The organism is Streptomyces sp. NPDC003042 (assembly GCF_053591315.1).
Genome location: NZ_JBSFTP010000029.1, coordinates 1 through 21,443, shown reverse-complemented (window position 1 = coordinate 21,443; position 21,443 = coordinate 1). Strand labels below are relative to the sequence as shown.

Annotated in this window: 17 protein-coding genes; 15 read left to right on the top strand and 2 right to left on the bottom strand. The window is 74.0% G+C overall.

The genetic code is table 11. The features are described 5' to 3' along the window. The first annotated feature begins 260 nt into the window (after nt 1-260). On the top strand, nt 261-1,835 hold the full coding sequence (locus tag ACWDYJ_RS16775) for a VWA domain-containing protein (protein WP_451566295.1): 1,575 nt from the start codon (nt 261-263) through the stop codon (nt 1,833-1,835). 67 nt (nt 1,836-1,902) lie between these two features. Here ACWDYJ_RS16775 and aspS read toward each other — a convergent pair whose 3' ends face one another. Beyond that, nucleotides 1,903-3,720 carry an aspartate--tRNA ligase gene (gene aspS / locus ACWDYJ_RS16770; protein ID WP_451566294.1) on the bottom strand — a complete coding sequence of 606 codons (1,818 nt, stop codon included), beginning with the start codon at nt 3,718-3,720 and terminating at the stop codon, nt 1,903-1,905. Nucleotides 3,721-3,856: 136 nt separating this feature from the next. Between aspS and ACWDYJ_RS16765 the strand changes: the two genes are divergently transcribed. From ACWDYJ_RS16765 to ACWDYJ_RS16700, 14 genes are all read left to right on the top strand, one after another. After that, nucleotides 3,857-6,199 (top strand): ATP-binding SpoIIE family protein phosphatase, encoded by a 2,343-nt coding sequence (locus ACWDYJ_RS16765; protein ID WP_451566293.1) that lies wholly within the window; start codon nt 3,857-3,859, stop codon nt 6,197-6,199. 54 nt (nt 6,200-6,253) lie between these two features. Next, nucleotides 6,254-7,312, top strand: coding sequence for an AI-2E family transporter (locus ACWDYJ_RS16760; RefSeq protein ID WP_451566292.1), 1,059 nt, complete (start codon nt 6,254-6,256; stop codon nt 7,310-7,312). A 213-nt stretch (nt 7,313-7,525) separates the two neighbouring features. Continuing rightward, entirely contained in the window at nt 7,526-7,861 is a 336-nt protein-coding gene (locus tag ACWDYJ_RS16755) for a helix-turn-helix domain-containing protein (protein WP_451566291.1), read from the top strand. Between the two features lie 56 nt (nt 7,862-7,917). Beyond that, nucleotides 7,918-8,103 carry an LxmA leader domain family RiPP gene (locus ACWDYJ_RS16750; RefSeq protein WP_451566290.1) on the top strand — a complete coding sequence of 62 codons (186 nt, stop codon included), beginning with the start codon at nt 7,918-7,920 and terminating at the stop codon, nt 8,101-8,103. Nucleotides 8,104-8,262: 159 nt separating this feature from the next. Next, nucleotides 8,263-9,228, top strand: a complete 966-nt coding sequence (locus ACWDYJ_RS16745; protein WP_451566289.1) for an LLM class flavin-dependent oxidoreductase — start codon at nt 8,263-8,265, stop codon at nt 9,226-9,228. A gap of 5 nt (nt 9,229-9,233) precedes the next feature. Then, nucleotides 9,234-9,872: a flavoprotein gene (locus ACWDYJ_RS16740; RefSeq protein WP_451566288.1), complete on the top strand. Its 639-nt coding sequence runs from the start codon at nt 9,234-9,236 to the stop codon at nt 9,870-9,872. Further along, the gene (locus tag ACWDYJ_RS16735; protein WP_451566287.1) at nt 9,869-10,777 is read left to right on the top strand and encodes a hypothetical protein; all 909 of its coding nucleotides are present in this window, start codon (nt 9,869-9,871) and stop codon (nt 10,775-10,777) included. The genes ACWDYJ_RS16740 and ACWDYJ_RS16735 overlap by 4 nt, the downstream gene beginning before the upstream one ends. Next, a complete protein-coding gene (locus tag ACWDYJ_RS16730; protein WP_451566286.1) occupies nt 10,774-13,425 on the top strand; it encodes an insulinase family protein in 2,652 nt (883 codons plus the stop codon). Before ACWDYJ_RS16735 ends, ACWDYJ_RS16730 begins: the two co-directional genes overlap by 4 nt. Then, the gene (lxmK, locus tag ACWDYJ_RS16725) at nt 13,422-14,570 is read left to right on the top strand and encodes a class V lanthionine synthetase subunit LxmK (RefSeq protein ID WP_451566285.1); all 1,149 of its coding nucleotides are present in this window, start codon (nt 13,422-13,424) and stop codon (nt 14,568-14,570) included. The genes ACWDYJ_RS16730 and lxmK overlap by 4 nt, the downstream gene beginning before the upstream one ends. Continuing rightward, nucleotides 14,567-15,589: a T3SS effector HopA1 family protein gene (locus ACWDYJ_RS16720; protein WP_451566284.1), complete on the top strand. Its 1,023-nt coding sequence runs from the start codon at nt 14,567-14,569 to the stop codon at nt 15,587-15,589. The genes lxmK and ACWDYJ_RS16720 overlap by 4 nt, the downstream gene beginning before the upstream one ends. A 55-nt stretch (nt 15,590-15,644) precedes the next feature. Further along, nucleotides 15,645-16,442 (top strand): ABC transporter ATP-binding protein, encoded by a 798-nt coding sequence (locus ACWDYJ_RS16715; RefSeq protein ID WP_451566283.1) that lies wholly within the window; start codon nt 15,645-15,647, stop codon nt 16,440-16,442. Beyond that, nucleotides 16,418-17,995: a transporter gene (locus tag ACWDYJ_RS16710; protein WP_451566282.1), complete on the top strand. Its 1,578-nt coding sequence runs from the start codon at nt 16,418-16,420 to the stop codon at nt 17,993-17,995. Before ACWDYJ_RS16715 ends, ACWDYJ_RS16710 begins: the two co-directional genes overlap by 25 nt. A 27-nt stretch (nt 17,996-18,022) precedes the next feature. Beyond that, a complete protein-coding gene (locus ACWDYJ_RS16705) occupies nt 18,023-19,855 on the top strand; it encodes an ABC transporter ATP-binding protein (RefSeq protein WP_451566281.1) in 1,833 nt (610 codons plus the stop codon). Nucleotides 19,856-19,876: 21 nt separating this feature from the next. Continuing rightward, nucleotides 19,877-20,176 carry a response regulator gene (locus ACWDYJ_RS16700; RefSeq protein ID WP_451566280.1) on the top strand — a complete coding sequence of 100 codons (300 nt, stop codon included), beginning with the start codon at nt 19,877-19,879 and terminating at the stop codon, nt 20,174-20,176. 86 nt (nt 20,177-20,262) lie between these two features. Here ACWDYJ_RS16700 and ACWDYJ_RS16695 read toward each other — a convergent pair whose 3' ends face one another. Next, nucleotides 20,263-21,216, bottom strand: coding sequence for a pirin family protein (locus ACWDYJ_RS16695; RefSeq protein WP_451566279.1), 954 nt, complete (start codon nt 21,214-21,216; stop codon nt 20,263-20,265). Nucleotides 21,217-21,443 lie beyond the last annotated feature (227 nt).

Here is a 21,443-nt window from a genome sequence, read left to right as displayed (position 1 = left end):
GTGTGGACAGTCGGGCGCCACGAAAGGTGCCCCTGCCGAAGTTCCAGCCACGGGGCCGATAACCTTACGTGTCCACTCTGGGCAGGGATCATCCGCGCAGCACGGACAAATTGACGCACGCACTCATGCGAAAGGCCTGGCCCATGGGTATTCGGAGCTTGTTGCGCAAGGTGTTCGGACGGCCTGCGGAGGCGGTTCCGGAGACGTCGGAAGGCGCTTCTGCGACCCTTCCGAGCCAAGCAGAACGCACCCCCTTGGACGTGGCCGCCGAACTGGTGGCTGCGTCCTTCGACAACCCGACGGTGCCGCCGCAGTCCGCGGCGCGCGACCGGGAGCCGGGCACGCTGCTCACTGCCCCGGCCACGACCCCGGACCCGACGGTTCCGGAGGCCCGCCGCCCGTCGCCTCCGGCGGTCACGGAGCCTGCCGCCCCGGCCACGGCCGACGTCGCGGCGGCCCCCGCCGGGGCGCCGGCAGCAGCTGAAGCGACCACGGTCGAGGAAGCGCCGGCGAATGCCGAGCCGCAGGCGCCGGAAGGAGACGCCCAGGCGGAGGCCGAAGTCGCGGCAGCCGCCGAGCCGGAGGCCGAGGCCGAACCGGTCGCAGCCGAGGTCACCGCCGACGCCGTCACCGAGCCGAAGGCTGAGGCCGAACCGGTCGCAGCCGAGGTCACGGCCGAGCCCATCGCCGAGCCGAAGGCCGAGGCGGAACCCGTCGCGGCCGAGGTCACGGCCGAGCCCGTCGCCGAGCCGAAGGCTGAGGCCGAATCGGTCGCAGCCGAGGTCACCGCCGAGCCCGTCGCCGAGCCGAAGGCCGAGACCGAACCCATCGCAGCCGAGGCCGTCGCCGAGCCGAAGGCCGAGACCGAACCCATCGCGGCCGAGGCCGTCGCCGAGCCGAAGGCCGAGACCGAACCGGTCGCAGCCGAGGCCGTCACCGAGCCGAAGGCCGAGACCGAACCCATCGCGGCCGAGGCCGTCACCGAGCCGAAGGCCGAGACCGAACCCGTCGCAGCCGAGGCCGTCACCGAGCCGAAGGCCGAGACCGAACCCGTCGCGGCCGAGGCCGTCACCGAGCCGAAGGCCGAGACCGAACCCGTCGCGGCCGAAGCCGTCACCGAGCCGGAGGCCGACACGGCCACCGAGTCGGAGGTGGTGGACGTGGTCGGCGGTGAGGCGCAGGGGCCCGCCTTCGCGGCGGCGGACGTGCGGCGGCGGGCTCCCGGGGTGGCCGGGGCGTACAAGGCCGCCGGCCAGGTGCTGCGCGGCAAGGGCAAGGCCGGGGCGCGGGCCAAGGTGTACCTCGTACTGGACCGCTCCGGCTCGATGCGCGGGTTCTACAAGGACGGCAGCGCCCAGTACCTCGCCGACCACGCCCTCGCCCTGGCCGCGCACCTCGACGAGGACGCCACCGTGCACACGGTGTTCTTCTCCACCGAGGTCGACGGCACCGCCGAGCTGACCCTCGACAGCCACGACGAGGCCTGGGTCGAGGCCCGCCACGCCGAGCTCGGCCGGATGGGCCGCACCAGCTACCACGTGGCCGTCGAGGCGGTCGTCGAGCGCTACCAGAAGGACGGCGGCACGGGGCCTGCCCTCGTCGTCTTCCAGACGGACGGCGCGCCCGACAACCGCCAGCCCGCCCGGCAGGCGATCGCCGAAGCGGCCGTCCACGACATCCACTGGCAGTTCGTCGCCTTCGGTGACCACGACGCGAAGGCATTCGACTTCCTGCGCAAGCTGGACGCCGAGAACGCCGGCTTCTTCCACGCCGGCCCCGCCCCCACCGAGCTGACCTCGGCCGCCCTCCTCAAGGGCGTCCTGGAGCGGTTCTGACCGACAACGGGAAGGGCCCGGGATCCTTGGATCCCGGGCCCTTCCCGTTGTCATCCGACGCGTACGGTTACCGCGCCGCGTCCGGGTGGACCGCCTCGGCGATCGGCTTGGCGTCCGCCGGCTTGGTCTCGACCGGCTTGCGCAGGGCGATGTTCAGCTCGCGCAGACGGGACTCCTCCAGCACCGTCGGCGCGCCCATCATCAGGTCCTGGGCGTTGCCGTTCAGCGGGAAGGCGATCGTCTCGCGGATGTTCGGCTCGTCGGCCAGCAGCATCACGATGCGGTCCACGCCCGGGGCGATGCCACCGTGCGGCGGGGCGCCGAGGCGGAAGGCCTTCAGCATGCCCTTGAACTCTCGCTCGACCGTCTCGGCCTCGTAACCGGCGATCTCGAAGGCCTTCAGCATGACCTCGGGCTCGTGGTTGCGGATGGCGCCCGAGGACAGCTCGATGCCGTTGCAGACGATGTCGTACTGCCAGGCCAGGATGTCGAGCGGGTCCTTCTCCTCCAGGTCCTTCATGCCGCCCTGCGGCATGGAGAACGGGTTGTGGGAGAAGTCGATCCTGCCGGTCTCCTCGTCCTTCTCGTACATCGGGAAGTCGACGATCCAGCAGAAGCGGAAGACGTCCTCCTCGAACTGGCCGGCGCGCTTGGCGGCCTCGACCCGGACCGGGCCCATGATCTTGGAGACCTCGTCGAACTCGCCCGCGCCGAAGAACACCGCGTGCCCGGCCGCCAGGCCCAGACGCTCGGTGAGGACCTTGACGTTCTCCTCGGTGAGGAACTTGGCGATCGGGCCGGTCAGGGCGCCGTCCTCGCCCACACGGACCCAGGCCAGGCCCTTGGCGCCCAGCGAGATCGCGTACTCGCCGAGGCCGTCGAAGAACTTGCGCGGCTGCCCGGCGGTGTCCGGGACGGCCAGGGCGCGCACGTGCTTGCCGGCGAACGCCTTGAACTCGGAGCCCGCGAACACGTCGCTGATGTCGACGAGCTCCAGCTTGGAGCGCAGGTCGGGCTTGTCGTTTCCGTACTTCATCATCGACTCGCGGAACGGGATCCGCGGGAAGGGCGAGGTGACCGGGCGGCCCTTGCCGAACTCGGTGAAGATCTCGGTCATCAGGCGCTCGATCGGCTGGAAGACGTCCTCCTGCTCGACGAAGGACATCTCCACGTCGAGCTGGTAGAACTCGCCCGGCGAGCGGTCGGCGCGGGCGTCCTCGTCGCGGAAGCAGGGCGCGATCTGGAAGTACCGGTCGAAGCCGGAGATCATCAGCAGCTGCTTGAACTGCTGCGGCGCCTGCGGCAGGGCGTAGAACTTGCCCGGGTTCAGACGGGAGGGGACGACGAAGTCACGGGCGCCCTCGGGGGAGGTCGCCGTGAGGATCGGGGTCGCCATCTCGTTGAAGCCGAGCGCCACCATCTTGGAGCGGATCGAAGCGATGACGGCCGAGCGCAGCATGATGTTGCGGTGCATGCGCTCGCGGCGCAGGTCGAGGAAGCGGTACTCCAGGCGGCGCTCCTCGTTCACCCCGTCGTCGGTGTTGATGGTGAAGGGCAGCGGGCCGGCCGCGCCGAGCACCTCGACCTCGGAGACCTCGATCTCGATCTCGCCGGTGGGCAGCTCCGGGTTGACGTTCTCCGCGCCGCGCGAGACGACCTTGCCGTCGACGCGGAGGACGGTCTCCTTGGTGACGTGGCTCAGCGCCTCGTTCGCGGCGGTGCCGGGACGGGCCACGAGCTGCGTGATGCCGTAGTGGTCACGCAGATCGATGAAGAGGATGCCGCCCAGGTCTCGACGGTTGTGCAGCCAGCCGCTCAGCCGGACGTCGGAGCCGACGTCGGAGGCACGGAGCTCGCCGCACGTGTGGGACCTGTACCGATGCATCAGTCATCCAGTTCTTCGCGATACCAGGGTGGACTCAACCCTGCCAAGGTTACCGTCCGGGCGGGGCGCCGCGCGGGCACGCCCGGAGAGGGCCGCTGAACAGGCCGTCGGTGGGATGACCTGTAAAGATGACCGAGTGCGCACCGAGGACGTCCTGGCCGCCATCGCGACGGGTCTGTGGCGATGGGACAACGCCTCCGGGACGGTCACCCTCGACAGCGAGGCCGCCCGGCTGCTCGGGCTGCCCGCCGAACCCGCCGTCCTGCCGGAGGTCGCCGTACGGTCGCGGTTCCACCCGGTGGACTGGAACGAGATCAACGGCATCGTGAACCTCGCCGTCGCCGAAGGAACCCTCGCCGAGGCCCGGCTCCGGATCATGGACGAGGACGGGCGCGTGCTGCGCACCGTACGCAGCCGCTCCAAGCCGGTGGAGAACCGTACGGCCGACGGGTGGCTCGACTACGAGCTGATCGGCACCATCCAGGAGATCGCCGAGCCGCAGCCGGGCACCACCGCCGCGCACACCCCGATCACCGGCGACTGGCGGCGCTCCCGTGAGGCCTTCCTGCTGGACGCCGGACGGGCGCTGGCCGAGGCGCGGTCCACCGCCGAGGTGCTGAGGGTGGCGGCCTCGCTGTCCATGCCGGGCTTCAGCCCGGACGGGCTGGCGGTGTTCGGGGTGGCCGGGGAGCAGCTGTCCGTCATCGGGCACCACGGGCACAGTCCCGGCGACGAGGGGCCCTTCTCGGACATGCGGCTCGACACGGACTACCCGGCCGCCGAGGTCGTCCGTACCGGACGGGCGATCTACCTCCCCACATCCGAGGACTACAAACGGCGCTTTCCGGCCACCTGGCCGCTCGCCCAGCGCTTCGGCCGGGCCTCCTGGGCCTTCCTGCCGCTGATCGTGGCCGGGCGGACCATGGGCGCCTGGATGGCCGCCTTCAAGCACCCGGTGTCCTTCTCGCCCGATGAGCGGTCCGTCCTGACGACGGTGGCCCGGATGCTCGCCCAGGCCCTCCAGCGGGCCGGGGTGGCCGAATCCGAACGGGAACTCACCACCGGCCTGCAACGGTCGATGATGCCGCAGCTCGGGCCGGAGATCCCGGGCATGACGATCGCGGCCCGCTACGTCCCGACCGGGGGCGGGCTCCAGGTCGGCGGCGACTGGTACGACATGATCCCGCTGCCCTCGGGCCGCTTCGCGCTGGTCATCGGCGACGTCCAGGGGCACGACGTACGGGCCGCCGGGCTGATGGGCCAGCTGCGGATCGCCGTACGGGCCTACGCGTCCGAGGGCCACCGGCCGGACGCGGTGCTGTCGCGGGCCTCGCGCTTCCTGGCCGGGCTGTGCTCCTCCCAGGAGGAGGCCGACGCGGACGCGGGGCGGGGCTCGGCCGCGCGCCTGGCCGCGGGCTCGGGCACGGAGTCCGACTATCAGAGCCCCCGGTTCGCGACCTGCCTCTACGTGGAGTGCGATCCGGAGACCGGAACGCTGGAGGTGGCCCGCGCCGGCCACCCCGATCCGGCGATCCGGATGACGGACGGCACCGTGCTGATGCGGCCGACGGCGGGCGGGCTGCCGCTCGGGATCGTCCCCGACACCGACTACCCGACGACCCGGTTCACCCTGGAACCCGGCGAGACGATGATGCTGTGCACCGACGGGCTCATCGAGACCGGCGGGCACGACCTGGACACGGGCTGGGCGCGGCTGCGGGCGATCCTGGAGTCCGAGCCGGCGCCGCACGAGGCGGCCGTGGCCGCGGACGGCCACGAGGCCGTACATCGCGAGGCCGTACATCGCGAGAGCGGACCTCGCGGGAGCGGACCTCGCGGGAGCGGAGACCTGGAGCGGCTGGCCGACCTGCTGGTCCAAGCCGTCCACGGGCCGTCCTCGCACCACACCACCGGGCCGCTGGCCGACCGCCGCGAGGACGACATAGCCGTCGTGCTGCTGTGCCGCGAGGCCGATGACTGCGGCTGCGGCACCCCGCTGCCGCACCCGGCCCGGCTCGCCCGGCGCACGATGCTGACCGTGGCACAGGCGGAGCCGGAGCGGATCGCGGGCGCGCGCGGCCAGATACGCGAGCTGCTGCACGACTGGGCCGACGCGGAGCAGGTGGACTCGGCGGTGCTGATGGTCTCCGAGATGGTGACCAACGTCCTGACGCACACCGACGGCGACGCCCTGCTCGTCGCCGAGGCCGTGGGCGAGCTGGGCGTCCGGCGGCTGCGCGTGGAGGTGGCGGACGCCAGCGACGAGCTGCCGCACAAGCGCCAGCCCGGCGAGATGGCGTCGAGCGGGCGCGGCGTGCTGCTGATGGAGATGCTGGCCGACACCTGGGGCGTCGACCCGCGAGGCGAAGGCAAGTCGATCTGGTTCGAGCTGTACGAGCGGTCCAAACCGGACGAAGACGAAGACGAGAACGACGTCGACAACGACATCGAGGTCGGGGACACGGGTTCGGGCGCCTGACGGGGTCCGGGCTCGCGCCCGGCCCCGCGACAGCCCGAAAAGGTGGATGCGGCCATGCCGACCCCTCTCCTGCCCGAGCCCGTGCGCCGGCTGGCCGCCTGGTGCGCCGTCTTCCTGCTGGTCACCGGCGTGGCCGCTGTCGCGGTGTTGCTGTGCGTGATCTTCAAGACCGCCGTCACGCCCGTGCTGCTCGCCCTGCTCGGCACCGCCCTGCTCGCGCCGATGCACCGGCGGCTGATCCGGATGCGGGTGAACCGCTCCGCCGCCGCCGCGCTGACCTGCCTGGCCGTCGTGGCCGTCGTCGGCGGGGCCTCGTACGTGGTCGCCGCCGCGCTCGTCGAGACCGGCGACCAGATCATCAGCGCCCTGCGCCGGGCCGGCCAGGACCTCGCCGAGCACTTCGGGGCCGCCGGGGCCTCCCTGGACGACCTGGCCAAGAACGCCAAGGAGCTGCTGTCCAGGTTCGGCAGTACGGCCGCCTCCGGCGTCATCAGCGGGCTCAGCGTCGTCGGCGAGATGATCGCCACCGCGGTCCTGGCGCTCCTGCTGGTCTTCTTCTTCCTCCGCGACTCCCACCTCGCCGCCGGCGCCCTGCGCTCGATCGGACCGCGCGGGGCCGGTGACACGCTCGAGGCGATGGCCCGCCGCGCCTACCAGGCCGTCGAGGGCTTCATGCGCGGGACCACCTTCATCGCGCTCATCGACGCCGCCTTCATCACCGTCGGCCTGCTCGTCCTGCGGGTCCCCGGCGCCCTCGGGCTCGGCGCGCTGGTGTTCGTGACCGCCTACATCCCCTACCTCGGCGCGTTCCTCTCCGGCGCCGTGGCGGTCCTCGTCGCCTTCGCCGACCGGGGATGGGTGATCGGGCTGTGGGCGCTGGGCGTGGTGCTCGCCGTCCAGGTGCTGGAGGGCAACGTGCTCCAGCCGGTGATCCAGAGCCGGACCGTCCAGATGCACCCGGCGGTGGTCATGCTGGCGATCACGGCCGGGGCGAGCGTCGCCGGGATCCTCGGCATGCTGCTCGCCGTACCCCTGACGGCGGCCGTCTTCGGGGTGGTCTCGGAGCTGCGGCTCCGCTACCCGGCCACGGTGTCCGGTCCTCTTGACACGTAACAGCGGGGCCGGGCGGACGATCTGACGCTCCGCCGGTTCCCGCATTACCATGTGGGCTGCCTCACCCGCTGAAACTTTGCCTCTCCGTTACCAGATGCTTATGATCATATTTCGAACAGTCCATCTGGGGAGATGACTGCTTTGCACGACACGGAGTCCCGTCACGCGTCCGACGCCGTCCGAGTGCCTGACCAGCACTCGGAGTTGGCGGACTTGGACGCCCACACCGCGGGCATCTGCGACTGCGCACCGCTGCGCGATGCCGTCAAGGATCCACGCGGGATCAAAACACTGACCGGGCGTGAGCGGCAGGTGCTCACACTGCTCGGCCACGGAATGCCCAACCGGCTCATCGCCCGGCGGCTGGGCATCGTCGAGCGGACCGCGAAGGCTCATGTGGCCAGCATCGTGGAGAAGCTCGGCGTCAGTTCCCGGCTCGAAGCCGCGCTGATGGCCCATCTGCACCACCCGCTCATCTGCACGGGCGACAGTGTCCCAAGGGACACGTCACCAAGGGCCAATACCCGTACCGCAGCGCCTGGTTGTTGACTGGAAGACGTCCGCCGGAACAAGAGGCGGGCGTTTCCCATGAGCTGGAGAGCGCAATGCAGAAGATCGAGAACGTCGACATCATGGAGCTCGTCGGTGGCTTCGAGGCCTACGCCGAGGCTGCCGAGCTGAACTTCGAGGCGTCGGCCGACGCCCCGGCGATCACCCCGACCCTCACCACCATCGCCTACACCAAGGTGAGCGTCGCGGGCACCGCCGCCTCCATCAAGTGGACCTGCTGATCCAGCAGTAGGGGCGGCCGGCAACGGCTGATCCGAGCGGTCCTGGGCGCGGGCAAGGCGCCCAGGACCGCCGCAGTCCCGTGCTCCGGGTCCGACCCGGGCCGGGCACCCCCCATTCTTTCCTGCCCTTCCTCTTCCGTGACTCCCGGAGGTCCGGCGATGAGCCGCAGTGTCTCTGTTCTCCTGCCCATCGTTCCGACCCGCGCGGAGCAGGCGGCGCCCTTCGCCGCGTTCGTGCAGTGGCGCGGAGCGCGGGCACTGTGGCAGGGGCAGGTACTCCTCAACGAACAGCACCAGATCCTCGCGCAGTTGAGCGGAACGGGCCTGCGCGTCCCGTTCGGGATCGGTGTCTCGCTGATGCCGCTGCGCCATCCCGTCCAGGCCGCCATCGAGGCCCGTACCCTCGCCGCGGCGTCCGGCCACCCGGTCACCGCCGGATTCGGGCCCGGTGCACGTGCCTTCCAGGAAATGGTGCTCGGCGAGCCCTACAAGAGCCCGCTGACGGCCTGCCGCGAATACCTGAACATCGTCCGCGGACTGCTCGACGGCGACGAGGTCGACCAACGCGGCACCTACTTCTCCTACACCGGATCCATCCCACGCTCGCCCGCACCTCCCGTCGAAGTGGGACTCGGGGTGCTGCGCCCGGGCATGGCCCGGATCGCCGGGGAGAGCGCCGACGTGGCGATCACCTGGCTCACCCCGCCGTCGTACGTGCGCGACGTCATCGTCCCCGCGCTGCGCGAAGGAGCCGAAGCCGCGGGCCGGCCCGTGCCGCGCGTCGTGTCCATCGTCCCCATGGCCGCCGCGGCCGACGGCAGGGACACCCCGGCCGTCCTCGGAACCGGTAGCTCCGGCCACTTCTCCGCGCCGCACTACCGGGACATGCTGACCCACGCCGGCGTCCAGGTCGACGGCGAGGACCCGACGGCCACCGCCAAGAGCCTGCTCGCCGCAGGGGGAGCCCTCACCGGCGATCCCGCGGAACTGGCCGCGGGCATCGCCGCGTACCACGCGGCGGGTGCCGACGAGGTGGTCCTCAACAACGCCGGAGTCGGGATGCTGGAGGGACCGCGGGCCGTACTGCGCGACCTGGAAGCCCTGTTCAACGGGAACGGCTGGTAGCCGCCGTGGTCGACCGAACCGAGCCGACCGGGGACGCGGGTCCCGCCGCACGCGCCGAGCCCGCAGGGCTCGGATTCACCCGGCTCCTCTTCATCGCCACCGGCTCCGTCTCCGCCGCCGAACTGCCCTCCTGGATCATCTGGCTGCGCTCCACCCACCCCACTCTGGAGATCCAGACCGTCCTCACCCGCAGCGCCCAGCGCTTCGTCACGCGCGAGGCCCTCAACCTGCTCACCAGCCGCCGCACCCTGGTGGATGCCTGGCCGGAGGAGCCCGTGCTGCGCGCCCCGCACGTCGACCTGACCGCCTGGGCCGAGGCCGTCCTCGTCTACCCCGCGACGTTCTCGTACACCGCCCGCCTCGCGCTCGGCCTCGCCGACAGCCCCTCGCTGCTCACCGCGCAGTGCACGGCGGCGCCCGTCGCCGTCGCCCCCGCGCTGCCACCCGGCGGCGCCCAGAGCCACGCCTACCGCCGCCACGCGGAGGCCCTCGCGGAGCGCCCCAACTGCGTCGTCGTGCCGCCGGTGCCCGCGCTCAGCCTGACCACCGGGCGCACCGACAGCTGGGCCGCGGCCCCGCTGCCCGACGTACTCGGCAGCCTGGCCGCGCTGCACCGCGGGCTCACCGCGGAGCCGACGCCATGAGCGCTGTCGTGATCGACACCTATGCGACCGGCCTGCTCGCCACGACCGTCACCGCCCTGCCCGACGGCGGCCACCGCTGGCTGCGCCGGCCCGGCACGGGGGCTCCGGAGGCATTCGCACCGCTCACCGCCCGCCTGCGCGAGCTCGTCGAGGAGACTTCCCCCGGCCCGGGTGCCCGCCTGCTGACCGGGGATCCCGCGCCGGACGGCGCCCGGACGTACGCCGCCCCCGGCCCGTACTCCTCGGCCCACTGGCTCATCACCGGCGGTGGACCGCACGCCGTCCCCGGCGGTCCTCGCGCGCTCGCCGGCACCCTCCGGGAGGTCGGCGCGCTGCTCGCCGCACTGCACGGCCGGCCCGTCCCCGAGGAGGCCCGGCGGCCCGCACGCGCGGTCGTCCGGCTCCACGCCTGGCTGTCGGGCCGTACGACCGCCGGCGGCGCCACCGCCGCGGACCTGCTGGGCGAGGCGGCCGTGGCCCCCCTGCGCGGCTGGGCGGCGGAAGCCGCCGGCCCCGCGGACGGCCACGTCCTGTCGCACGGCGCGCCGGGCCTCGGCTCGCTCGTCCCCGCCGCGGACACGGCCGCCCCTGCGGTGCTGCTGACCGGCGAGGACCTGTGCGCCGCCCCGCCCCATGTCGATCTGGGCTGGCTGGCCGGCGAGCTCGTCGAGTTCCGCTGGCTGCTGGGCACCACCGCCGACCCGCGGGCCTGGCAGCAGCTGCTGGACGCCCTCTTCGACGGCTACGGCGACGCCGCCGCCGCGCGCGACGGCCGCCTGCGCGGCGCCGCCCTGCGCGTCGCGCTGCACGCCCACGACACGGCCGCGTACGTTCCGGACTCGACCGGCCAGGCCCGCCTGTACGGCGTGCTCGCCTCCACGCTCACCGAGGAGGCGGCCGCATGACCGGCGGCACGGGCATCCGCGGGCTGACCCTCGGCAACGGGCTGCGCGTACTGATCGACACCACGGCGGCGGGCGGCCTCACGGCGGTCGCGGTGCACTACGGCGTCGGCTTCCGCTCGGAGCCCCCGGGCCGCGGCGGCCTCGCGCACCTGCTGGAACACATGATGTTCGAGGGCAGCGAACACTTCCCCGACCGCGCCTACTTCGCCGACCTCCTGGCCAGTGGCCTGTCCGCCGAGGGCACCACCCACCAGGACTACACGGACTACGTCCATGTCGTTCCCACCGCGGCACTGGAACGCGCACTGGCCTCCGAGGCCGACCGGATGCGCGCCCCCCGCTTCACCGCGGCCTCCCTCGCCGAGCAACTCACCGGTATCGAGGCCGAGGTCAAGGCCGCCGTGTACGACGCACCGCTCGGCGGCCTGCCCTGGCCGCTGCTGCCCGCACTGCTGTACGACCGCTGGGCCAACAGCCACGACGGCTACGGCGACCTGCCCGACCTCGCCCGCCTGACCCCCGAGGACTGCGCCGGCTTCTTCCGCGAGCACTACGCCCCGGGCAACGCCGTACTCACGGTGAGCGGCGCGGACGACCCCGAACAGGTCGCCGCCCTCGTCACCCGGCACTTCGCCGCGGTGCCGGCCGGGCCCGCCGGGCTCGCCCGGCCCGCCCGGCCCTCCCGGCCCTCCCGGCCCTCCCGGCCCTCCCGGCCCTCCCGGCCCTCCCGGCCCGACGCCACGCACCGCCCGGTCCTGGCCGAACCCCCGCTCACCGCGGACCGGGTGAGCATGCGGACCGTGCCCGGCGGGGGCGCCGTCTGCCTCGGCTACCGGCTGCCCGACCCCGCGGCCGACCTCGACGGCTACCTCGCCCGGCTCGTGGTCGCCCGGCTCCTGACCGTGCCACCGGTCGACGCGGGCTGCGGATTCTTCGCACCGCTGGACGCGCTCGACCCCGACACCCTCGTCATCACCCTGCCCGCCGCCGACGAGGACGGGGTACGGGCAGCGCTGCACCGGATCGACGACGCGCTGCGCGCCCTCGCCGACGTCGCCGACGCCGAGGTCCGACAAGCGGCCCGCGGGCTCGCCGACGACCACCTGCGCGCCCATCACGGGCCGGGCCCCCGGGCCCGCGCGCTCGGCCGGCTGGAGATCCTCTTCGGCGAGCCCGCCCTCCTCGACGAGCTGCCCGCCCGCCTGCGGGCCCTCGCCGCGGGACGGGTCCGCGCGGCTGCCGGCGCGCTGGCCGACGATCACCGGGCGGTGCTGGCTCTGCTCCCGGGCGGCGAACCGGTCCCGTTCCGCGGCCTGGGAGCGGCCGTCCGCGCCTCCGCGCCGGTGCCCGCGCCCGCTTCCCCCGTCTCCCCCGGCACCCCGGTCCCCGCCCCGGTCCCGGCCCTGCGGTTGACCACCCCGACGGCCCCGCCCGCGCTGCGGCTGCCCGCCTTCACCGAGACCGGACCCGGCCCCGCGGCGGGCCGCCCGGCCGAGCCCGCCGTGGCCGCCGTACGCGACACCCGCGCGCCCCTCGTCGAACTCCGCCTGCGGCTGCCCGCGCCCCGCGCGGCCGCGCCCGCCGATCGCGAACGGCTCGCCCTGGTCCTCGCCGACCGCTGGACGGCCCGGTTCCCCGTACGCGGGTCCGTGTCCGCGACCGTGGAGGGCGACGCCGTCCTGCTCGACGCCTGGCTGCCCGGACCCGCCCCCGACCCGGTGCTGTTCGCCGGCCTGCTCGGCGCCCCGCCCACGGCCGCCGAACTCTCCGCCGTGGAACCGCGGGCCCGCGCCCGCATGGGAGCCCGGGTGAGCAGCCCCGCCTGGCTCGCCGAACAGGCCCTGCGACAGCGCCTGCCGGCCCACGGCCGACCCGACCCGGGCACCGCCCCCGCGGCCCTCACGACCCAGCCGTACGCGGGCGGCGTCGAGCTCACCGCCGTCGGCGACCTGGATCCCGAGGTCTGGGTCGCGGCGGCGACCGCCGCCCTGCGCCCGCTCACGTCGGCCCTCGACGCACCGCCCGGCGCGCACGGGTCGCTCCCCGCCGTCAGCGAGGGCCTCGCGCTGCTGAGCCTGCCCCCGGCCCTTCCCGCGACCGCCGCCCACCTGCTGTGGGCCACCCCCGAGCCGCCACTGACCGTGCCGTTCGCCGCCCGCTGGCTGGCGGTGGCCGTGCTCGGCGGCGGCCAGCCCGGGGCCCGGCTCGCCGCGCTGCGCACGCCACACGCCCCGTACGGCTTCTCCTCGTACGCGGGCCGCTTCGGCGACCACGCGGGCACCCGGGCGCTCGTCCAGGTCCACGCCCAGCTGCCGCCCGCCGACGCCGTCGAGGCCGCCGACCTGGTCCGTGACGAGCTGCGGCGCGCCGGCGCCGAGCCGCCCACCGGCGCCGAGGTGGACGCCGCCCGGCGGTACTGCGCGGGCCAGTTCGCCCTCATGCCGCAGACCCAGGGCTCGCTGGCCGACCAGCTGAGCGCCTGGCTCGCCACCGGGCGCCGGACCGCCGAGCTCGTCGGCTTCCCCGAGGCCCTGTACGGGGTGCCGGCCGCCGAGGTGGCCCGTGACTGCGCCCACCTGTTCGCCCAGCCCGCCTATGCCGGCGTGCTCGCCACACCGGCGGCCGACCCGGCCGAGGAGACGCCGTGACCCGCACCACCACCGCCCCCCGCACCGAACTGCGGTTCCAGCCCGTCGACCTCGACACCGCGCCCGAGGTCGACGCCCTGCTGCGGCGCATCGGCACCGGCCCCTTCGACCGCGCGGACCTCACCGCGCTGCCCGGCCGCAACGACACCTGGGCCGGCCGCACGACCGGCGGCGCCCACGTCTTCGTCAAGCGCCTGACCGGTCCCAAGGAGGACGTACGGGCCCGGATGGACCGCGCGCTCGGCTACGAACGGATGATGGCGGACGCCCCGGCCGGCGTCCTGCGCGGACCCGCGCTGCTGGGCAGCGACCCGGACGCCGCGCTGCTCGCCTTCGACTACCTCCAGGACGCCCGCAGCGGCGCTGAACTGATGGCCGACCAGGACTTCGCGCCCGAGCTCGCACACCGCGCCGGCACCGCCCTCGGGCGACTGCACGCCTGCCCCATCGGACAGCGGGACCGGCTGGAGCGGAGCGCCCCCGCCCTGCCCTCGCCGGGACTGCTGGAGGCGCTGCCCGCCGCCGCGTTCGAGGAGCTCAGCGGGGCGGAGCTGGAGACCTGGCGCCTGCTGCAGAACGACACGCCGCTGATCGGGGCGGTGCACCGGCTGCTGGCCGACGAACGGGCGGCGCCGCGCGTGCCCGCCCACTGCGATCTGCGGATGGACCAGTTCCTGATCACCTGCCACCCCGGGCCGGACACGCGGCTGCACGTGGCCGACTGGGAGGAGTTCCGCCTCGCCGACCCGGCCCGCGACGTGGGCGGCTTCGCCGGCGAATGGCTGCACCGCGCCGTGCACGACATCGTCACCTCCCGCGGCGACGCCGACACCGCCGCCTTCGCCGGGCTGTCCATGACGCGCGAGAACGTGCTCGCCCGCGGCGCCGAGAAACTCACGCGGCTGCGCCCGGTCGTCCAGGAGTTCTGGCGCGGCTACCGCGACGCGCGGCCCGATGCCGATCCGGGCCTGGCCGAGCGCGCCACCGCCTTCGCGGGCTGGCACCTGCTGGACCGGCTGCTCGCCGGGGCCACCCGCTCCAACCGCCTGCTCGGCATCGAGCGGGCCGCTGCCGGCATCGGCCGCACGGCCCTGCTCGACCCCGCCCGCTTCACCCACGTCATCGGACTCGGAGACGCCTCGTGACCACAGCCGCAGCCCCGACCGAGCCGGTCACCCCGGTCACCCCCGCACCGGGCACCCCCGAACCGGCGTCGGCCTCCCTCCTGGCCCCCGCCCTCGCTGACGCCCTGGCGCGGATCCAGCTCTCCGCCGACGGCCGCACCGCCACCGTCGGGCCCCGCACCATCGAGGGCGAATCCGCCCGCGAGCTCCAGCAGCGGCTGGGGGCGGCACTGTACGAGGTGTTCCACACGGGCCGCGCCGAGGCCGACACCCGCCGCCGGAGCCTGACCCCGCGCGACCCCGGCTTCGAGCGTGAGCTGGCGGCGGCGCTGCCCCACCGCGAGATCCAGCGCACCGGTGTCCTGCTCCGGGCCCCGCGGGAGCCGGGCAGCGGTGAGGCGCTCGTGTCCTGGGACGGCGTACGCGTCCGGGTGCCCGTGGACCGGCTGACCGCCGACGGCCCGCTCGTCGTCGGCACCGAGGTACGCGCCCCCGTCTCCCCGGCCCGCCCCGCGCTCTCGCCCGGGTTCTTCTACGCCATGGGCTCCCGCGAGCCGCGCTTCGACGACGAACTGCTCCGGGTCTACGTCCACATCACCGAACCGGGACGTGCCCCGCGGATCTGGGGCACCGTACTGGAGCACCTGGAGGCGGCGGGAGCCGGCTACCACGCCAAGGTGCTGTCGGGTCCCGCCGACTACCCGCGCCGCGACGCCCTCGTCGTCTACCTGGGCAACGAGTCCCGGGGCGCCTGCCACACGGTCGCCGACGCCGTCCGCGCCCTGCCCGGCATCGGCCCCGACACCTCGGTCTTCGCCCACCGGCTCGGGCCCGGCACGGCGGTGGCCTGGGAGCCGGACGACCCCCGGCCCGGCGCGGGCGGGCTGAGCTTCGGCCAGCACCGCGCCGCGGCGCTGGCCGAGGCGGCCGTACGGACCACAGCCGGCTCCGAGAGCGCGCACGAGGCGTTCAGCAGCGCGGGCATCGTCCCGGGCGCCCCCTACCGGAACCTGGCCTCACCGGACCTCCCCGCCCGCTGAGCGGGCCGGCCCCGTAGGCCCCCCATCCCCCCACCCCCAGGCGGAAGGCATCACCATGCACCACCCACCCGAAGGCGACGCGGTCCCGGCGGCCGTGGAAGTGCGTCGGCTCCGCAAGGAATTCGACGGCAAGGTCGCCGTCGACGGAGTCGACCTCACCGTCCCCCGGGGCAGCTTCTACGGCCTGGTCGGCCCCAACGGCGCCGGCAAGACCACCAGCCTGTCGATGATCACCGGCCTGCTCCGGCCCGACGCGGGCACCGTGAACGTCGCCGGGTACGACGTCTGGCAGGACCCGTACGAGGCCAAGCACCGCATCGGCATCCTGCCCGACGGCCTGCGCCTGTTCGAGCGGCTGTCGGGACGCGAACTGCTGCGCTACACCGGACGGCTGCGGGAGCTGCCGGCCGCCGACACCGAGGCGCGCGCCGAGGAGCTGCTCGACGTGCTCGGGCTCACCGAGGCCGGCGACAAGCTGGTCGTCGACTACTCCACCGGCATGCGCAAGAAGATCGGTCTGGCGGCCGCGCTGCTGCACAACCCGCCGGTCCTCTTCCTCGACGAACCCTTCGAGAGCGTCGATCCGGTGTCGGCCGAGACGATCCGCGAGGTGCTGCGCCAGTACACCGCGACCGGCTCGACGGTGATCTTCTCCAGCCATGTCATGGAGCTCGTGGCCGCCCTGTGCACCCACGTCGCCATCCTGGCCAAAGGGCGCGTGGTCGCCGACGGCACGCTCGACGAGGTACGGGCCGGCCGGAGCCTGAACGAGCGCTTCATGGAACTGGTCGGCGCCCCGGCCGCGAAGGCGAAGGGGGGGAGCCTCGCATGGTTGGGGTCTTCGTCGGGCTGAAACTCGCCCTTCTGCGCAGCAGTCTGCGCCGCAGTACCGCCCGCACCGTGGGCTTCGTGGCCGGCGCGGGCATCGGTGTGGCCGGGGCCTGCTACGCGGCGGTGGGCCTGGCCCTGGCCCAAGGCGAGCCCGACGCGCCCGACTTCGCGGTCCTGGCCTTCGCCGGGCTGGCGGTCGCCTGGCTGGCGCTGCCGCTGTCCTTCGGCGCGGGCGGCGACGAGAGCGCCGATCCGACGCGGCTCGCCGTACTGCCCGTCCGGCCGCGTCGGCTGATCGCCGGGGCCACCGCCTCCGCGCTCATCGGCCCGGGGCCGCTCTGCACCCTCATCCTCATCACCGGAGCGGTCGTCGGCGCCGCCGAGGGCGCGTTCGCCGGCCTCCCCGCCGCGGTCGTCACCGTCCTCGCCGTACCGCTCACCCTGCTGCTGTGCGTGGTCGCCTCCCGGGCCGTACTGGCCTCCTTCGCACGGGCGCTGACCGGCCGGCGCGGCAAGGACGCCGCCGCCCTCGGCGGAGTGCTCACCGCGGTCGGCGGCTACTCCGCGTACCTGCTGCTGACCACCGCCGGCTCGGGGCCGGACCTGCCTCCCATCGTCGTACGGGTCCTGCGCTGGACCCCGCCGGGCTGGCCGGCCGACGCCGTCCGGGCCGCCGCCGACGGCAGGACCGGCACCGCCCTGCTCGAACTGGCCGGGACCGCCGCCCTGATCGCCCTGCTGATGGTGTGGTGGCACGCCTCCCTGGCCCGGCTGATGACCACGACGGACGCCTCCACGGCCCAGGCCGTCAAGGTCCGGGCCGGCCGGACGACGGGACCGCGGGCCCGCCTGCTCACCTCCAGCCGCACCCTGCTCGTCGCCCACCACCAGTTCAGTGCCTTCGCACGGGCTCCGCGGCACCGGATGACGATGATCGCGGCGCTGGCGTACGCGCTGCTGTTCCCCGTCGTGATGGTGCCGATCGGCGCGAGGACCCCGTACGTCACCGTCGGCGGCGCCTGGGTCTTCGGACTGACCGTCCCCGGTCTGCTGTTCGCCCTCGACGGCTCCGCGATCTGGAGCAACGTCGCCACGCTGCGCACCGTGGCGCAGGCCCGCGCCGAACTCGCCGGCCGGCTGCTCCCCCAGCTGGCGGTCATCGTGCCCTGGATCACCGCCGTCGGCGGTGGTGTCGCCCTCGCGACCGGGCGCACCGACCAGCTCGCCGCCGCGCTCGGAGTCAGCTTCGCGCTGCTCGGGGTGACCTCGGCGGCGGGCATGGTCATCAGCGTGTTCCACCCCTACCCGTACCCCGAGGACCCGTGGAGCGTGAGTGCGCCCGGCCAGAGCGGCGGCTACCACCTGGCGAACTTCCTCAGCTCCGTCCTCGGCGTGGTGGCGATCGCCCCGGTGATCGCGGGCGCGATCGCCCTGAACGGCTCCGCGTCCTCGTGGCTGCTGCTGCCGCTGGGTACGGCGTACGGCCTGCTGGTCGCCCTGGCCACCCTGCGGACCATGGGCCGGCGGCTGTTCGACAGGGCGCCCGAGATCCTCACCACCCTGCGGATGTCCTGACCCACCGACCGGACGAAGGAACCCACGATGATGAAGGACTCGGCGACCCGCTCCCTGCTGGGGCACGCCCGCCCGCACCGCAAAGCCCTGATCGCGGGCGCGGCACTGAGCGCGCTCGGCGGGGTCGCCGGCCTCGCCCAGCCGCTGGTGGCCAAGTCGTTCGTCGAGGCGCTGGCCGTCGACGAGCCGGTCTTCCGCCAGGTACTGCTCCTCGCCTTGCTGATCATGGGCGGGGCGCTGACCAGCGCGTTCGGCATGTACGTCGTCGAACGGGCGGCCGAGAGCGTGGTCCTGGGCGCCCGCGGGCGGCTGATCTCACGGCTGCCCCGGCTGCGGGTCGCGGACCTGGACCGGCACCCACCCGGCGATCTCATCTCCCGGGTGACGGCCGACACCACTCTGCTGCGCGAGGCGGCGACCAACAACCTCGTCGACACGCTCATCGGCTCCGTCACGCTGCTCGGCATGCTGGTCCTGATGGCCTGGCTGGACGTCGTGCTCTTCCTGGCCGTACTCGGCGTCGTCCTGGCCACCGGCGTGTGCACCGCGCTGGTCATGCCCCGCATCGGCCGGGCGAGCAAGGAGGCCCAGGAGGCCCTCGGCGAGCTGGGTTCGGGCCTGGAGCGGCTTCTCGGAGCGATCCGCACGGTCAAGGCGAGCGGCGCCGAGCAGCGGGAGAGCGCCGCCCTGGAGGTTTCGGCGCACGGTGCCTGGCGGGCGGGCATACGGGCGGCCCGCTGGGGCGCGGTGGCCGGCACCTCCAGCGGGCTGATGGTGCAGCTGGCGTTCCTGACCGTGCTGGGCCTGGGCGGGGCACGGGTCGCGAACGGTTCGATGAGCGTCGCCTCGCTGATCGGCTTCCTGCTGTACCTGTTCTACCTGGTGGGGCCGGTCGCGCAGCTGGCGAGCGGGATCAGCGGCCTCCAGGTGGGTACCGCCGCCGTCCGGCGCGTCCACGAGGTGCTGGAACTCGCCCCCGAGGACGGGGAGGAGCCGAGCGGCTCCGGTGACGCGGCCGGCCACCGGGCGGCACCGGCTGCCCCGGCCGCGGGCGGCGGGAGCAGCGGGGGCACCGGGGGCGCCGGGGGCGCCGGGGGCGCCGAGATCGTCTTCCGGGACGTCGTCTTCCGCTACCGCGAGGACGGCCGGCCCGTCCTGGACGGGGCCGGCTTCGAGATCAGCCCCGGCGGCCTGACCGCCGTCGTCGGACCCTCCGGCACCGGCAAGAGCACCCTGTTCGCCCTGCTGGAACGCTTCTACGACATCGACAGCGGCAGCATCACCGTCGACGGGCGCGACCTGCGCGACTGGAATCCGGCCGAGCTGCGCCGGACCATCGGCTACGTCGAGCAGGACGCCCCCGTGCTGGCGGGCAGCCTGCGCGACAACCTGACGCTCGCCGCCCCCGGCGCGAGCCTGGACGAACTCCACCGCGTCCTGGAGCGGGTACGGCTCACCGCGCTGGTCGACAGCCTGCCGCAGGGCCTCGACACGGAGGTCGGCCACCGCGGCGCGGCCCTGTCCGGCGGCCAGCGCCAGCGCATCGCCATCGCCCGCGCGCTGCTGCGACGGCCCCGGCTCCTGCTGCTCGACGAGGCCACCTCGCAGCTCGACGCGCTCAACGAGAGCGATCTGCGCGAGGCCATCGCGGAGATCGCACGCACCACCACCGTCCTGGTGATCGCCCACCGCCTGTCCACGGTGACCGGCGCCCGGCGCATCCTCGTCCTGGAGGACGGCCGGGTGCGGGCCGCCGGCACGCACGCCGAACTCCTGCGGGAGGGCGGGCTGTACGCGCGGCTGGCCGCGACCCAGACGCTCGGCACCACCGAGGCGCGGACGGTGCCGGCCACCGACTGACCGGCGCCGCAGGCGCCGGCGATGGCGCGGGCCCACCGCCCGGACGTGGCCGTTCTCGACATCGGCCAACCGGGGCCGGACGGAGTCGAAGTGGCCGCGGCCCTACGGGAAGGACTGCCGGACTGCCGCACCGTGATCATCACGGAGAGCGGCCGGTCGGGGCGGCTGAAACAGGCGCTATGGGTGGGGGCACGGGCCGTCGCGTCGAAGTCCGCGTCGGCGGAGCACCTGGTGGCGGCGATCCGCATCGCGCATTCCGGCGGGCGGTACGCGCATCCGGACCTGGTCGCGGAAGCCGTCAACTCCGAGGGCGCGACCTGACGCCGGGCCTGCGCGGCCCCCTCCCCGGCGCCGGAGCACCGGCTGACCGGGGGGAGACGGAATCGCCGCGCAGTTCTGCGGCGCGGTCAGACGCTCCCGGCCGGGATGGTCCCCAGCCGGCCCGCCTGGAAGTCGTCGAAGGCCTGCTGGAGCTCGTGCCGGCTGTTCATCACGAACGGGCCGTAGTGCGCCATCGGCTCCCGGATCGGGCGCCCGCCGAGCAGGACGACCTCCAGGTCCGGGGTGTTCGAGTCCTGCGACTCGTCCGCCCGCACCGTGAGCGATCCGCCCTCGCCGAAGACGGCCGTCTGCCCGGTGTGGACCGGCCTGCGGTCCTCGCCGACCGACCCGCGCCCGGCCAGGACGTACGCGAGGGCGTTGAAGTCCTCGCGCCAGGGCAGGGTGATCCGCGCGCCCGGCGTGATGGTCGCGTGGATCATCGTGATGGGCGTGTGCGTGATGCCCGGGCCCTGGTGTCCGTCGATCTCCCCGGCGATCACGCGGAGCAGCGCACCGCCGTCCGGGGTGGACAGCAGCTGCACCTGGCCGCCGCCGATGTCCTGGTAGCGCGGCGGCATCATCTTGTCGGAGGCCGGGAGGTTCACCCACAGCTGCAGGCCGTGGAACAGCCCGCCGCTGACGACGAGGGACTCCGGCGGGGCCTCGATGTGCAGGAGGCCCGACCCGGCGGTCATCCACTGGGTGTCGCCGCCGTTGATGACTCCGCCGCCGCCGTTGCTGTCCTGGTGGACGAAGGTTCCGTCGATCAGGTACGTGACGGTCTCGAAGCCGCGGTGCGGGTGCCAGGGGGTCCCCTTCGGCTCGCCGGGCGCGTACTCCACCTCGCCCATCTGGTCCATCATGATGAACGGGTCGAGGTACTCGTAGTTGATCCCGGCGAAAGCGCGGCGCACCGGGAACCCCTCGCCCTCGAATCCACCCGGGGCCGTGGACACGGCCAGCACCTTGCGGGCGGCGGCCGTCCGCGGCTCGGCCACACGCGGAAGGGTCAACGGGTTCTCAACAGTCACTGCGGGCATGGTCAGGACCTCCTTCTGCGTCGAGTTTAGTTGAAACTCGAACTTTCTGCCACACCCGGCAGAACAGCGGCCCCCGTCGACTCATTCCCGCAGCGGCGTCCTGCCCCGAGCGGGTCCCGGTGGCCGGGAGGAGACGCGGCGAAGCGGGCCGGGGAATCCCCGGCCCAAGAACCGCGTGCACCTTGATCTGGCCACCACCTCGACTGCCCATCAAGCGGAGTTGGTCG

Coding starts and splice junctions, on each gene's coding strand:
- ACWDYJ_RS16735 (WP_451566287.1), top strand. CDS start 9,869: ATGAGCGCTGTCGTGATCGACACCTATGCGACCGGCCTGCTCGCCACG.
- ACWDYJ_RS16700 (WP_451566280.1), top strand. CDS start 19,877: ATGGCGCGGGCCCACCGCCCGGACGTGGCCGTTCTCGACATCGGCCAA.
- ACWDYJ_RS16695 (WP_451566279.1), bottom strand. CDS start 21,216: ATGCCCGCAGTGACTGTTGAGAACCCGTTGACCCTTCCGCGTGTGGCC.
- aspS (WP_451566294.1), bottom strand. CDS start 3,720: ATGCATCGGTACAGGTCCCACACGTGCGGCGAGCTCCGTGCCTCCGAC.
- ACWDYJ_RS16760 (WP_451566292.1), top strand. CDS start 6,254: ATGCCGACCCCTCTCCTGCCCGAGCCCGTGCGCCGGCTGGCCGCCTGG.
- ACWDYJ_RS16715 (WP_451566283.1), top strand. CDS start 15,645: ATGCACCACCCACCCGAAGGCGACGCGGTCCCGGCGGCCGTGGAAGTG.
- ACWDYJ_RS16730 (WP_451566286.1), top strand. CDS start 10,774: ATGACCGGCGGCACGGGCATCCGCGGGCTGACCCTCGGCAACGGGCTG.
- ACWDYJ_RS16705 (WP_451566281.1), top strand. CDS start 18,023: ATGATGAAGGACTCGGCGACCCGCTCCCTGCTGGGGCACGCCCGCCCG.
- ACWDYJ_RS16745 (WP_451566289.1), top strand. CDS start 8,263: ATGAGCCGCAGTGTCTCTGTTCTCCTGCCCATCGTTCCGACCCGCGCG.
- ACWDYJ_RS16710 (WP_451566282.1), top strand. CDS start 16,418: ATGGTTGGGGTCTTCGTCGGGCTGAAACTCGCCCTTCTGCGCAGCAGT.
- ACWDYJ_RS16750 (WP_451566290.1), top strand. CDS start 7,918: ATGCAGAAGATCGAGAACGTCGACATCATGGAGCTCGTCGGTGGCTTC.